The organism is Tessaracoccus zhenghani (assembly GCF_055326325.1).
Genome location: NZ_JBUZNQ010000003.1, coordinates 381393 through 394511, shown reverse-complemented (window position 1 = coordinate 394511; position 13119 = coordinate 381393). Strand labels below are relative to the sequence as shown.

13 protein-coding genes are annotated in these 13119 nt (G+C 69.3%); all 13 read left to right on the top strand.

Translation table 11 applies throughout. From position 1 onward, the window contains the following. Nucleotides 1-3 precede the first annotated feature (3 nt). The 13 genes from hisD (at nt 4) to ruvB (ending at nt 13095) form a co-directional block, all read left to right on the top strand. Nucleotides 4-1305: a histidinol dehydrogenase gene (gene hisD / locus ACZK4S_RS08995; RefSeq protein ID WP_463644025.1), complete on the top strand. Its 1302-nt coding sequence runs from the start codon at nt 4-6 to the stop codon at nt 1303-1305. Next, nucleotides 1302-2384 carry a histidinol-phosphate transaminase gene (locus ACZK4S_RS08990; protein ID WP_463644024.1) on the top strand — a complete coding sequence of 361 codons (1083 nt, stop codon included), beginning with the start codon at nt 1302-1304 and terminating at the stop codon, nt 2382-2384. The genes hisD and ACZK4S_RS08990 overlap by 4 nt, the downstream gene beginning before the upstream one ends. Next, nucleotides 2381-2989: an imidazoleglycerol-phosphate dehydratase HisB gene (gene hisB / locus ACZK4S_RS08985; RefSeq protein ID WP_463644023.1), complete on the top strand. Its 609-nt coding sequence runs from the start codon at nt 2381-2383 to the stop codon at nt 2987-2989. Before ACZK4S_RS08990 ends, hisB begins: the two co-directional genes overlap by 4 nt. Next, entirely contained in the window at nt 2986-3603 is a 618-nt protein-coding gene (gene hisH / locus ACZK4S_RS08980) for an imidazole glycerol phosphate synthase subunit HisH (RefSeq protein WP_198928194.1), read from the top strand. Before hisB ends, hisH begins: the two co-directional genes overlap by 4 nt. 127 nt (nt 3604-3730) lie before the next feature. Beyond that, nucleotides 3731-4468, top strand: a complete 738-nt coding sequence (priA, locus tag ACZK4S_RS08975; RefSeq protein ID WP_076059016.1) for a bifunctional 1-(5-phosphoribosyl)-5-((5-phosphoribosylamino)methylideneamino)imidazole-4-carboxamide isomerase/phosphoribosylanthranilate isomerase PriA — start codon at nt 3731-3733, stop codon at nt 4466-4468. Continuing rightward, nucleotides 4461-6809, top strand: coding sequence for an HAD-IB family hydrolase (locus tag ACZK4S_RS08970; RefSeq protein WP_463644022.1), 2349 nt, complete (start codon nt 4461-4463; stop codon nt 6807-6809). Before priA ends, ACZK4S_RS08970 begins: the two co-directional genes overlap by 8 nt. A 16-nt stretch (nt 6810-6825) precedes the next feature. Continuing rightward, nucleotides 6826-8343 (top strand): lactate racemase domain-containing protein, encoded by a 1518-nt coding sequence (locus tag ACZK4S_RS08965; RefSeq protein WP_463644021.1) that lies wholly within the window; start codon nt 6826-6828, stop codon nt 8341-8343. Then, on the top strand, nt 8340-9128 hold the full coding sequence (locus ACZK4S_RS08960; RefSeq protein WP_076059010.1) for a lysophospholipid acyltransferase family protein: 789 nt from the start codon (nt 8340-8342) through the stop codon (nt 9126-9128). Before ACZK4S_RS08965 ends, ACZK4S_RS08960 begins: the two co-directional genes overlap by 4 nt. A gap of 1 nt (nt 9129) precedes the next feature. Further along, entirely contained in the window at nt 9130-10092 is a 963-nt protein-coding gene (locus ACZK4S_RS08955; RefSeq protein ID WP_076059007.1) for a GNAT family N-acetyltransferase, read from the top strand. A gap of 61 nt (nt 10093-10153) precedes the next feature. Beyond that, nucleotides 10154-10927 carry a YebC/PmpR family DNA-binding transcriptional regulator gene (locus tag ACZK4S_RS08950; RefSeq protein WP_463644020.1) on the top strand — a complete coding sequence of 258 codons (774 nt, stop codon included), beginning with the start codon at nt 10154-10156 and terminating at the stop codon, nt 10925-10927. Between the two features lie 19 nt (nt 10928-10946). Continuing rightward, nucleotides 10947-11459, top strand: a complete 513-nt coding sequence (ruvC, locus tag ACZK4S_RS08945; protein WP_198928193.1) for a crossover junction endodeoxyribonuclease RuvC — start codon at nt 10947-10949, stop codon at nt 11457-11459. Continuing rightward, nucleotides 11456-12076 (top strand): Holliday junction branch migration protein RuvA, encoded by a 621-nt coding sequence (gene ruvA / locus ACZK4S_RS08940; RefSeq protein ID WP_459397603.1) that lies wholly within the window; start codon nt 11456-11458, stop codon nt 12074-12076. Before ruvC ends, ruvA begins: the two co-directional genes overlap by 4 nt. Beyond that, a complete protein-coding gene (ruvB, locus tag ACZK4S_RS08935; RefSeq protein WP_076058999.1) occupies nt 12076-13095 on the top strand; it encodes a Holliday junction branch migration DNA helicase RuvB in 1020 nt (339 codons plus the stop codon). Before ruvA ends, ruvB begins: the two co-directional genes overlap by 1 nt. Nucleotides 13096-13119 lie beyond the last annotated feature (24 nt).

The following is a 13119-nucleotide window of genomic DNA, read 5'->3' as shown; positions in this document are numbered from 1 at the left end:
ACCGTGCTGCGCATTCTTGATTTCACCGGGGCTCAGGGGCCCTACCGGGCCATGTTGCCCCGCGGGTCGTTCGACGTGGACGCCGCGGTGGAGGTGGTGCGGCCGATCGTCGACGACGTGGCTGCCCGCGGTGAGCAGGCGCTGCGCGAGTACTCCCAGAAGTTCGATGGCGTGATTCCGGAGTCGCTCCGCGTACCGGCTGCTGAACTGGCCCGCGCCGCCGCAGAACTCGACCCGGACCTGGCCGAGGCCTTCGCCGTGTCCATCCAACGGCGCCGTCAGGTGGCCCAGGACCTGGAACTCGACTCGAACCCGGCCCCCGCGGTCCTCGCCGACGGCGCCCGCGTGGGCCTGCGCAACATCCCCGTCGGCCGCGTCGGCCTCTACGTGCCGGGCGGCCTCGCTCCGCTGGCCTCCTCGGTCATCATGAACGTGGTTCCGGCGCAGGTGGCCGGGGTGCCGTCGATCGCCGTCGCGTCGCCGCCCCAGAAGGACTTCGGCGGGCTGCCGCACCCCAACATCCTGGCGCTGTGCCACATCCTCGGCGTGGAAGAGGTCTACGCCGTCGGTGGCGCGCAGGCCGTGGCCATGTTCGCCCACGGCGTCGACGGACTGTGCGAGCCCGTCTCGTTGATCACCGGCCCCGGCAACATCTACGTGGTGGCGGCCAAGCGCCTGCTCCGCGGGCTCGTCGGCATCGACTCGGAGGCCGGCCCCACGGAGATCGCCATCGTGGCCGACGACACCGCGAACCCGGCCTACGTGGCCGCAGACCTCATCTCGCAGGCCGAACACGACCCGTTGGCAGCGTCTGTGCTCATCACACCCTCGGCCGCGCTGGGCGAGGCCGTCCGGGCGGAGGTGACCCGGCAGATTGAGGTGCAGAAGCACCACGAGCGGATCCGCACCGCGCTCACTGGCCCGCAGTCCGCCGTCGTGCTGGTGCGCGACCTCGACCAGGCCGTCGCAGTGGCGGACGCCTACGCCGCCGAACACCTGGAGATCCAGACAGCCAACGCGGAGGCGGTGGCCGCGCGTATCCGCAACGCCGGCGCCATCTTCGTCGGCGACTTCGCCCCCGTCTCGCTGGGCGACTACTCCGCAGGTTCGACGCATGTGTTGCCCACCGCGGGCTGCGCCTGCCACTCGTCGGGACTCAACGTGCGCTCGTTCATGCGCACCGTGCACGTCATCGGCTACACCGAGCAGGCCCTGATGGCCATCGCAGACGGGGTGGAGAAGTTCGCGCTGGCCGAAGACCTGCCGGGCCACGCCGCGGCCATCACGGTGCGGAGGGCCCGATGATCACGCTCGACGACCTCCCGCTGCGTGCGGATCTGGTGGGGGAGGAGCCCTACGGTGCTCCCCAGCTGGACGTGCCTGTGGTGCTCAACGTCAACGAGAACCCCTACCCGCCGTCGCCGGCTGTCCGGCAGGAGATGGCGGCGGCCATCGTCAACGCCGCCGGCACGCTCAACCGCTACCCGGACCGCGAGGCGCGCGCCCTGCGGGCCGATCTCGCCGCCTACCTGGGCCACGGCCTGACGGCAGAGCGGATCTGGGCGGCCAACGGGTCCAACGAGATCATGAGCCACCTGCTCACCGCGTTCGGCGGGCCGGGGCGCAAGGTGCTCACCTTCACTCCCACGTACTCCATGTACCCGGAGTACGCGCGCAACACCTGCACCGAGTACGTGACGGTGCCGCGTCGCGACGACTACACGCTCGACGCCGAACTCATCCTCGGCGCCATCGCCGAGCACCGGCCCACCGTCGTCCTCATCACCTCGCCGAACAACCCGACGGGTACCACCGTCGCGTTGGAGGTCATCGACGAGGTGTGCGCCACCACGGATGCCATCGTGGTCGCCGATGAGGCCTACCAGGAGTTCTCCAGCCGCCCCAGCGCACTCGAGCTGCTCGACAAGCACCCCCGTCTGGTGGTGTCACGCACCATGAGCAAGGCGTTCGCCCTGGCCGGAGGCCGCGTGGGCTACCTGGCTGCGGCCTCGGCCATCGTGGACGCCTGCCGGATCGTGCGCCTGCCGTACCACCTCAGTGCCCAGACCCAGGCCGTGGCGCGCGTGGCGCTGGCCCACGCCGACGAGCTCCTCGCCCGGGTGCGCGAACTGACCGCCGAGGCCCGCGGCTTCGAGGCCTGGGCGCGCGAGCACGGCTACGCCGTCGTCGATTCGGAGGCGAACTTCTCGCTGATCGGACGCTTCCCTGACCGGCACCAGGTCTGGCAGTCGCTGCTGGACAGGGGCATCCTGATCAGGGAGACCGGCCCGGCCGGCTTCCTGCGGGTCTCCGCCGGCACCCCGGCCGAAATGGCCGCCCTCGAAGAGGCCCTCACAGATCTCCAGCCCGAAAGGCAGCCATGACCCGCACCGCCACCGTCGAACGCGTCACCAGCGAGTCGTCCATCAAGGTCACCCTCGACCTGGACGGCAGCGGCACCTCGCAGATCTCCACGGGCATCGGCTTCTACGACCACATGCTCACTGCGCTGTCCAAGCACTCGCTGATCGACCTCACCGTCGAGGCGGAGGGTGACCTGCACATCGACGGGCACCACACCATCGAGGACACCGCCATCTGCATCGGGCAGGCGCTGAAGGAGGCGCTGGGCGACAAGTCCGGCATCCGCCGCTACGCCTCCGCCGTCGTGCCGCTCGACGAGGCCGTCGCCGAGGTCGTCGTGGACGTGGCCGGCCGCCCGTACGTCACCTGCCAGGGGGAGCCCGACGGCCAGGTGTACGCCCGCATCGGTGGTTCCGGCGTGCCCTATGCCGGTTCCATGACGTACCACTTCTTCGAGTCGCTGGCGCTCAACGCCGGCCTCTGCCTGCACCTCACGCTGCGCGCCGGCCGGGATCCGCACCACATCGTGGAGGCCGAGTTCAAGGCCCTGGCGCGGGCGCTGCGCGACGCCGTCGAGATCGACCCCCGTCGGCAGGGCATCCCGAGCACGAAGGGTGCACTATGATTCGCCGGGTCGGCCTGCTCGACTACGGCTCGGGCAACCTGCACTCCGCCGCCCGCGCGTTTCGCAACGCGGGGGCTGAGGTCGTCGTGTCGGCGGACCACTCCGAACTCCTCCGGCAGGACGGCCTCGTCGTGCCGGGAGTCGGTGCCTTCGCCACCTGCATGAACGGGCTCACGGCGGTGGGCGGCGACGACCTTATCCGGGACTGGGCCGCGGCCGAGCGTCCCCTCCTGGGGATCTGCGTCGGCCACCAGATCCTCTTCTCCGCCGGCCACGAGCACGGCATCCGCGCCGAGGGCATCGGGCTCTACGACGGAGAGGTCACGGCCCTGGAGACGCACCGCCTGCCGCACATGGGCTGGAACACGGTCAGCGCCGCGCAGGGTTCGCGCCTCTTCGAGGGTCTCGCAGAGGAGCGCTTCTATTTCGTGCACAGCTACGCCGCACGGACGGCACCGGGCGACGGCCTCGTCACCACGGCTCAGCATGAGGACGTCAGTTTCGTCGCGGCTGTCGAGCGCGGTGTCGTGTCGTCCACCCAGTTCCACCCCGAAAAGTCGGGCGCCGCGGGCGCCCGACTCATCGGGAACTGGCTCGCCGCCTTCTCAGGCTGAGCGGGCCTCGCTGTCCAGGACGGCGCAGACGGCCTCGTCGCGCTGTGCGCACCGGAGACAAGGCATGGTGACCAAGCCCCGGCGCGTGGTCTCCCGGCCGGGGCCTGACCGGGTAGGGTTGTGCGTCGTGGAGAAGCTTCAACTGTTGCCCGCCGTCGACGTCCAGAACGGCCAGGCCGTTCAACTGGTGCAGGGCATAGCCGGCACCCAGAAGGAATTCGGCGATCCCCTCGAGGCCGCGCTGCGCTGGCAGGAAGGCGGTGCCGAATGGCTCCATCTGGTGGATCTCGATGCGGCGTTCGGCCGTGGCAACAACGGTGACCTGCTGAAGGACATCGTCGGCAAGCTCGACATGTCGGTCGAGATGTCCGGCGGTATCCGTGACGACGAGTCGCTGGAGCGCGCACTGGCCACCGGCTGCCGTCGCGTCAACATCGGCACCGCCGCCCTGGAGAACCCCGAATGGTGCGAGCGGATCCTCGCCCGCTACGGCGACAGGATCGCCATCGGCATCGACGTACGCGGCGAGAACCTCGCGGCCCGCGGCTGGACCACCGAGGGTGGCCCATGGCACGAGGTGGTGGACCGCCTGACGGCGGCAGGCTGCGAACGCTTCGTCGTCACAGACGTGAACGCCGACGGCATGCTGACCGGCCCCAACACGGATCTCCTCCTCGAGGTCGCCGAACGCAGCGGCCAGAAGGTGATCGCCTCCGGCGGGATCGCCACGCTCGACGACCTGCGTGCCCTGCGCCGCCACGTGGACCGCGGCGTGGAGGGTGCCATCGTCGGCACCGCGCTCTACGTCGGCCGGTTCACGATCGGCGAGGCGCTCGCCGTCGCAGAGGGCGCCATCGATGGTTAGGCCTCCGGCCAGCACGTTCGGTGCTGTTGATCCCGCGCACGGGCATGTGCCCCCGCTGCTGACGGGCCGTATCAAGGACCTCCTGGCGGGCAAGAAGATCGCCATGACCGGTGTCACCGGGTTCATCGGCGAGCAACTCCTCTGGAAGGTCCTCACTGAGTGCCCGGAGACCGCCACGGCGGTCCTGGTGCGCCGCAAGGGGTCGATCACGGCGGAGAGCCGCGTCGTGTCGCTGCTGAAGAAGAAGATCTTCAAGGACGTCGTGGAGCAGGCCGGTGGAGTCGCCGAGCTCATGGCCGCCCGCGTCCAGGTGATCGAGGGTGACCTGCCCCGCGTGCCGGACCTGCCGCGCGATATCGACGTGCTGGTGCACTGCGCCGGCGACGTGTCCTTCGACCCGCCCATCGACCAGGCCTTCATGACCAACGTGGTGGGCACCAAGGCGCTGCTGGGCAAGCTGCGTGAAGCCTGCTCGAATGCGGACGGCAACCTGGTCCGCGTGCCGCACTACGTGCATGTCTCGACGGCGTACACCGCCGGTCGTCGCCGGGGCGCCATCCCCGAAGCCGCGCACGTCCACACCATCGACTACGAGACCGAGACGGCCGCCGCGCTGGCCATGGCCGAGCACATCGAGGCCCGTTCCCGCAGCGCCGAGCAGCTGACGGTCCTGCGCAAGGAGGCGGAGGCCCTCCACCGCCAGGCCGGCTACCTCACCACCTCGCAGGACACCGAGCGCCGCCGCCTGGAATGGGTCAAGAAGGAACTCGTCTCCGCCGGCACCGAGCGGGCCCGGTCACTGGGCTGGACCGACGTCTACACCTTCGCCAAGGCGATGGGGGAGCGCGTCGTGGCAGACCTCACCCACGACATGCAGGTGTCCATCTTCCGGCCCGCCATCGTCGAATCCTCGCTCCGGTACCCCTACCCGGGCTGGATCGAGGGCTTCAAGATGGCAGATCCCCTCATCCTGGCCTACGGCCGTGGCCAGGTGCCGGAGTTCCCCGCCTCACCGGATGCCGTGATCGACGTCATCCCCTGCGACTTCATCGTCAACGGCCTGGTGGCCGTGTGCGCCACCCAGCCCACCGTCGGTGAGCCGGAGTACTACCACGGCGCATCGGGCGCCCGTAACCCGCTGACGTTCCGCGGGATCTACGAGCACGTGCGCAGCTACTTCAGCAAGCACCCGTACACCTCCGGGCAGGGCTCCACACCGTTGTCCACCTGGAACTTCCCGGGGGCTGAGCCCATCGAGAAGCTCATGCGCGTGGCGGACACGGGCCTCAAGGTGGGCAACAAGCTGCTGAGCTACGCGCCGCGTGGCAAGCGGACCCGGGCCATGGCCGCCAGCCTCGACAAGACGTCGAAGACGCTGGACTTCCTGGGCAAATACCTCAGCCTCTACGGCGAGTACCTCCAGTCGGAGCTGCACTTCGTCGACGACAACACCCTGGCGCTGCACCACTCGCTGCACGAGGACGACAAGGAGCGCTTCGGCTTCGATTCCGCCTCCTTCGACTGGACGCACTACATGGAGGAGGTGCACATCCCGGCCATCACAGATCCGGTCCGCCGCCTCGAAGCAGTGCGCAAGCGTCGTCAGGCACGGGCCGCCACGTTCAAGGAACTGAAGCCCGCGGAGCCGGGCACCGTGCTCGCCGCCTTCGACCTCGACGGCACCGTCATGGCCACCAACGTCGTGGAGACCTACCTCTGGGCGCGGCTGCCGGAGCTCAGCCCCGTGCGCCGGCTCGGCGAAATGGCCAGCATCGCCATGCAGCTGCCGCTCTACCTGGGTGCCGAACGCAGAGACCGCGGTGTCTTCCTCCGGTCGATCTACCGCCGGTACGCCGGGGCGGACCTGGAGGCCCTCGAGGCCTACGTCGACGAGAAACTGGCGCCGCTGATCCTCGACCGGATGTCCCCGGACGCCATCCGCCGCATCCGCGAGCACCGCGACGCTGGGCACACCACCATCCTCATGACGGGTGCGGTCCGTCCGCTCACCAGGCCGTTCGAAGGGCTGTTCGACAGGATCGTCGCGGCCGAACTCGCCACCGATGAGCATGGTCGCTGCACAGGATTCCTGAGCGGCCCACCGATGGTCGGCGAGTCCCGCTCCGCCTGGCTCAACCACTATGCCAAACTGCACGACTTCGATCTGGGCGCAAGTTACGGTTACGCCGACAGCCATGTCGACCTGCCCATGCTCAGCACCGTGGGCAACCCCGTGGCAGTCAGCCCCGACATCGGCCTCATGCGGGCGGCCAGGTCCAAGGGCTGGTCGATCGTCGAATGGCCGGAGATGTCTCCGCTGCCGCGCTGGAAGATGTCGTGAACGGAAAGGATCACTGATGGCTCGTCCCGGTTTTGTACTCGAGGTCGACGACAAGACCCCGCCCATCATGGCCCCGGCCGGCGCTGAGCTCCGCCTCGAGCGGCTCGGCATCGGCACCAGGGTCGTCTACCCGGCGGACGCGGTGCCCTCGAGCGATCCGGCGGCGCTGATCGATTCTGCGCTGACCGCACCGCTGAACGCGGAGGCGCTGGCCTCGCGGCTGCGTGAGGACACCAAGCTCACCATCGTGGTCGCCGACGGTGGCCTGCCGCTGCCGCGGCCCCAGTTCGACCCCCGCCGGACCCTCGTGGAGCGGGTGCTGGAAACCGCCGCGCGCGCCGGTGTCGACGACGTCGAACTCGTCGTCGCCAACGGGCTGCGTCAGCGCTGGTCGCCCACGCAGATCACGGCCGTCCTCGGCGACCGCGTGGCCAGCAGCTTCCTCCCCGACGGACTGATCACCAGCCACGACGTGACCAGCGACGACCTGGTCACCATCGGCGAAGCTGCCGGAGGGCCCGTGAGGCTCAACCGCCGCGTCGCCGAATCAGACCTGGTCGTGGTCATCGCGCTGGCCTCCGGCTTCTCCTCCGGTTGCCCCCTGTCGGAGGGCCTCACGGACCTCGGCACCGTCAACCGGATGGCCGGCGCCAACGCCACCGACGAGGCCCGCGCCGCCGTCGAAGAGCTCGTGCAGCAGAAGGTCGACGCGTTCGCGTTGGTGGCCGTCCTCGGCCAGCCCCTACTCAGCAGCACCATGCGTTTCGTCTCGAAGCGTGAATGGGAATGGAACCTCGGCGACAAGCTGGCCTACGCCGGGGCCCGCCAGGTCATCGGCGCCCTGCCCCGCAACGGCGCCTCCCTGGTGCACAACCGCATGTCGGCCGACTACGCCATCATCGATGTCGTGGCCGGCGAACCCGCCGCGGTGCGCCACGATGCGTCGCTGGTGTGGCAGGCAGGCAACTCCGTCGAGGTCCAGGGCGCGGCAGACGTGCTGGTCGTCCCCGTGTGGGGCGCCGCCATCGAGGAGGGCCCCATCGGGTCGCCGCTCGACGCCGCCCACCATGCGCTCGTGACGGCTGCCGGTTCGCACCTCGGCAGCCCCTATGTGCGCCCCGGGGGAGTGGTCATCGCGTTCCACCCCCTGCCGAACAAGTTCTCCAACCGCCGCCAGTCGGCCGGCGCCGACTTCTTCGCGAAGGTGTTGCCCGCCAGCACCGATCCGGCTGAGATCGCGGCGGAGTTCGAGCCCCGGGCGATCAGCGACGACTGGTACATCAACCTGTACCGCAAGCAGTTCGCCCACCATCCGCTGCGCGCGTTCCACCAGTGGTACCGCACCGCGGCCGCCACCCAGGACCTGTCCGACGTGATCTGGGCGGGCGCGGACCGGCGCAGCGCCGCGCTGCTCGGCCACCGTGCCGCCAGCACCTACGCCGACGCCCTCGAGATCGCCGCAGACGCGGTGGGGAGGCAGCCGGCCATCACGTTCCTACGAGGCCCCGGTCTGGCGCTGGGCGACGTGCGATGAAGCGTCATCTCCCGTCCTGGGCCCAGCCCCGACGCTCCAAGCCGAAACCGAAACTCACCCTCGTCACGGACCTGATCCGGCTCTTCCAGTCCGTGCCCGGTCGTCGCCCGGCCGGTGCTCCGAAGCAGGAGCGGACCGGCCTGGAACTGGCCAGCCGGATGCAGTGGCCGCAGGGTCACGTGACGCTCAGCCTGCTGTCGCTGCGTTTCGACATCGAGCTGGTGGGCATCGACACGCTCAACGGGCTGCGCCAGCCCCTGGTGTTCGCCGTCAACGAGCAGGGCGTGCTGGACTACCAGATCCTGCGGATGGCGTTGCCGTCCCGGATGCGCCCCACCAACGTCGGCCTGTCCCGCGCCCTGGTGCGGGGCCGCAACGTCGTGAGCTTCACGGACGACCCCCCGCATGGGCGGCTCGTGGGCGACTTCAGCACCGTGGCCGCGGAACTGGCCAACCAGCACAATGTGGCGATCATCCCGGTGGGGCTCGCCGGCACCTTCAAGTTGAAGGACATCCTCAAGTTGCCGCTCACCACCAAGCCCAAGGTGTCCATCCGCTTCGGCGCCCCCATCTACGTGCGGGGACGCTCGCTGGCGGAGGCCACCGCTGAGCTGCAGCTCCGCGTCGAACAACTCGTCCATGAGGGCGAACTCACCTGGTGGACGGTGGAGCGACGCCGCCAGGGGCACGGCGAACCCGCCGCGCCCACGCCCACCCCCCGGTGGCGCCGACTCTGGGACCAGACCGCCCCCAAGCCGGAAGACCGGAATCGAATCTGGCGATGAGATGAGCGCGATGGAAGCCTACGTCGAACCTCACCTCACCTGGCGGCTCCTGACTAAGGACGACGCCATGGAGGTCGACGAGTTCCGCCAGCAGCTCGAGGCCCTGGACAACTCCGTCCTGTCCGGCGTGGCCACGTCGATCACGGACTCCGGCATGCAGATGGCGGAGGGGATGGCCGTCGGGGGGTGGGACGCCTACTCGTCGCTGTCCGCCTTCGGCATCAGCTACGTGGCCGAGGTGGACCCGCCGCGGATCTACCTCATGGGCGGCGTGCACCCCGTCCACAGGCACCAGTCCATCGGTACCGCGCTGTTCCGGTGGCAGATGAACCGGGCCATCGCCTGGCGCGATGAACACCATCCAGGGCAGCCGCTGTGGCTGGGCTGTTACGCGGAACTGGACCGCCCAGGGACGGAGAAGGTCGCCCGCAAGCTGGGGTTCACCCCCGAACGCTTCTACTACGATCTGCAACGCTCGCTGCGCCACCCGGTCCGCCACCACGACGTGCCGGGCATCACCGTCACGCGATTGACGGATGCGTTGGAGGAGGACGTGCGGGTGCTCCACAACACGTGCTTCGCCCCACTCGGCGGTTCCGAGGTCACCAAGGTGGACTGGCGGCACCGCCTCTGCGATGCCACCTTCCGCTACGACTGGTCCTTCGTCGCCCTCGACGGTGAGCGCGTCGTCGGTTATGCCATGAGCGGTGTCGACCAGGAGGGTGACACCGATGAGGCGCTCGGCGGGTGGACGGAGCGGTTCGGGGTCCATCCGGACTACCGGGGCCGCGGTATCTCGCTGGCCCTCATGGAGCACTGCCTCAACGCCATGCGCGATTCGGGCTGCACGGAGGCAGGCATCGGCGTCGACACCGTCGACGGTGAAGGCATCAAGCGCTTCGCGACAGATCTGGGCTACGCGACACGCGACGCCGTCGCACTGCTGTCCACCGTGGTGGAGTGAGCAGGCCACGGTAAGCTTCGCTGAGCACAGAATTTCCAGAGCATAGAGAGAGTGGGGTCCGATGTCGGGGCATTCCAAATGGGCGACGACGAAGCACAAGAAGGCAGTCATCGACGCCAAGCGCGGCAAGCTCTTCGCCAAGCTCGTCAAGGGCATCGAAGTGGCTGCACGGCTGGGCGGCGCCGACCCTTCAGGTAACCCGGCACTCGAGCTGGCCATCCAGAAGGCGAAGAAGTCTTCGGTCCCCAATGACAACATCGACCGCGCCGTCAAGCGCGGGTCCGGCGCCGAGTCGGGTGCTGCGGACTACGAGACGATCATGTATGAGGCCTACGGCTCCGCGGGCGTCGGCCTCCTGATCGAGTGCCTCACGGACAACCGCAACCGCTCCGCCTCCGAGGTCCGCGTCGCGGTCACCCGCAACGGCGGCACCATGGCGGACATCGGCTCGGTCCAGCGGGGCTTCTCCCGCATGGGTGTCATCGACGTCCCCAAGCAGCAGGGTGGCAAGGAGGTTTCTGAGGACGAGGTCCTCGAAGCCGCCCTCGACGCCGGGCTGGAGGAGGTCGTCGACGACGGCGACAACTGGGAGGCGCGCTGCGACCCCAACGACCTCGATGAGGTGCGCAAGGCCGTGGAGGGCGCCGGGTTCGACTGGGACGTCGCCGAAGTGCAGTTCGTCGCGTCCTTCGAGACGCCCGTCGACGACGTGGACGTCGCCAACCGCGTGTTCCGCATCATCGACGCTCTGGAGGACTGCGACGACGTGCAGAACGTCTACTCGAACCTGGATCTGACGCCTGAGGTGGCCGCGGCACTCGAAGACGAGGAGTGACCGCACGGGCATGCGAGTCATCGGCATCGACCCCGGCCTGACCCGGTGCGGTATCGGCATCGTCGACGGCACCGTCGGTCGGCCGCCCCGGCTGGTCGCCGTCGGTGTCGTCCGCACGCCCGCAACCCTCGATGTCGCCCGGCGCCTTCTGGCGCTCGAGGAGGGGCTCTCCGTCTGGTTCGAGGAGTACCAGCCGGAGGCCGCCGCCATCGAGCGTGTCTTCGCGCAGCACAACCTCGCCTCCGTGATGGACACGGCCCAGGCCTCCGGAGTCGCGGCGCTGAGCGCCGCCAGGCGGGGCCTGACGGTCACCTTTCACACACCGTCGGAGGTCAAGGCGGCGGTGACAGGGTCCGGCACCGCGGACAAGGCGCAGGTGACCCTCATGGTCACCCGCATCCTCAAGCTGTCAGAGGCCCCCAAACCCGCCGACGCGGCAGACGCGTTGGCCATCGCCGTGACCCACGTGTGGCGTGGCACCGGCACGAACCGTTACGCCGCGGCAGTCGCGGCAGCCAAGGGGAAGCGATGATCGCTCAACTCACCGGCACCGTGCTCAGGGCCGGCGCCACCGAATGTGTGCTCGACGTCGGGGGCGTCGGCTACCTGGTCTTCATCACGCCGTCGACGGCCGCGGCCCTGCGCCCGGGGGAGGTCACCACTCTCCATACGTCGCTGGTGGTGCGCGAGGACGCCATGACGCTCTACGGCTTCAACGGGCCTGGCGAGCGTGAGGCGTTCATCGTGTCCCAGGTCGCCTCGGGAGTGGGGCCCAAGCTTGCGCTGGCCATCGTCTCGGTGCTCGGGGCAGCGGAGTTGCGCCGCGCCGTCCAGACAGAGGACATCCGTCGGTTGACCTCGGTGCCGGGCATCGGCACCAAGGGTGCCCAGAAGCTCATCATCGAACTCAAGGACAAGGTCGTGGCCCTCGGCCTCGACGACCGGGACGGGCAGGAGAGTGCGCCGGTCGCGGGAAGTGGCGAGGAACAGTGGCGCCACCAGGTCAGCGAGGGGTTGCAGTCGCTCGGCTGGTCCGCGCGCGACGCCGATTCCGCCTGCGACAACGTGGCCCCCCTCGTCGAGGAGGATCCCGCCATGCCCATCGGCAAGCTCCTGCGCGCCGCGCTCAATTCGCTCGCGAGGCGATAGTGGAGCACGCAGAGACGGATCCCTACGCCCAGGTCGAGGAACGCGACTACGAGGCGGCGCTTCGGCCCAAGACCCTCACGGAGTTCGAGGGACAGCCCCGCGTCCGCGAGCAGTTGGGTCTGGTGCTCGACGCGGCCCGCCACCGGGGCACGACGCCGGACCACGTGTTGCTGTCCGGCCCGCCCGGGCTGGGGAAGACCACGCTGGCCATGATCATCGCCGAGGAGATGGGCGTCGCGCTGCGGATCTCCTCCGGCCCGGCCATCCAGCACGCCGGCGACCTCGCCGCCATCCTCTCGGGCCTCGACGAGGGGGAGGTGCTCTTCCTCGACGAGATCCACCGCCTGTCGCGTCCCGCGGAGGAGATGCTCTACCTCGCGATGGAGGATTTCCGCGTCGACGTCATCGTCGGCAAAGGCCCTGGCGCCACCGCCATCCCCATCGAGCTGCCCCCGTTCACCCTGGTGGGCGCCACCACGCGGGCTGGCATGTTGCCCGGCCCGCTGCGTGACCGTTTCGGGTTCACGGCGCAGCTCGACTTCTACGACCCGGCGGATCTGGCGGGCATCGTGGTCAACTCCGCGGGCAAGCTGGGCGTCTCGATCCATCCCGACGCCACGGACGAGATCGCCCGTCGGTCCCGTGGCACACCCCGCATCGCCAACCGCCTGCTGCGGCGCGTGCGCGACTTCGCCCAGGTCAAGGGACATCCCGTGGCAGATCGTGGCGTCGCCCGCGCCGCGCTGGAACTGTACGAAGTGGATGAGCGGGGTCTCGACAGGCTCGACCGTGGCGTGCTGGCGGCGCTCTGCAACCTCTTCGACGGCGGTCCCGTCGGGCTCTCCACCCTCGCGCTGAGCGTGGGGGAGGAGATCGAAACAGTCTCCGAGGTGGCAGAACCGTTCCTCATCCGCGAGGGGCTCCTGGTGCGCACACCCCGTGGCCGGGTGGCCACCCGGGCCGGCTATGCACACCTCGGCATGAGGCCGCCCGCGCAGAACCCCGTACTCTTCGATTGACCATTTCACGGTACCGGCACCTCT

Excerpts from the sequence above, each read along its gene's own strand:
- ACZK4S_RS08990 (WP_463644024.1), top strand. The coding sequence starts at position 1,302 with ATGATCACGCTCGACGACCTCCCGCTGCGTGCGGATCTGGTGGGGGAG.
- hisB (WP_463644023.1), top strand. The coding sequence starts at position 2,381 with ATGACCCGCACCGCCACCGTCGAACGCGTCACCAGCGAGTCGTCCATC.
- hisH (WP_198928194.1), top strand. The coding sequence starts at position 2,986 with ATGATTCGCCGGGTCGGCCTGCTCGACTACGGCTCGGGCAACCTGCAC.
- ACZK4S_RS08970 (WP_463644022.1), top strand. The coding sequence starts at position 4,461 with ATGGTTAGGCCTCCGGCCAGCACGTTCGGTGCTGTTGATCCCGCGCAC.
- ACZK4S_RS08965 (WP_463644021.1), top strand. The coding sequence starts at position 6,826 with ATGGCTCGTCCCGGTTTTGTACTCGAGGTCGACGACAAGACCCCGCCC.
- ACZK4S_RS08960 (WP_076059010.1), top strand. The coding sequence starts at position 8,340 with ATGAAGCGTCATCTCCCGTCCTGGGCCCAGCCCCGACGCTCCAAGCCG.
- ACZK4S_RS08955 (WP_076059007.1), top strand. The coding sequence starts at position 9,130 with ATGAGCGCGATGGAAGCCTACGTCGAACCTCACCTCACCTGGCGGCTC.
- ACZK4S_RS08950 (WP_463644020.1), top strand. The coding sequence starts at position 10,154 with ATGTCGGGGCATTCCAAATGGGCGACGACGAAGCACAAGAAGGCAGTC.
- ruvA (WP_459397603.1), top strand. The coding sequence starts at position 11,456 with ATGATCGCTCAACTCACCGGCACCGTGCTCAGGGCCGGCGCCACCGAA.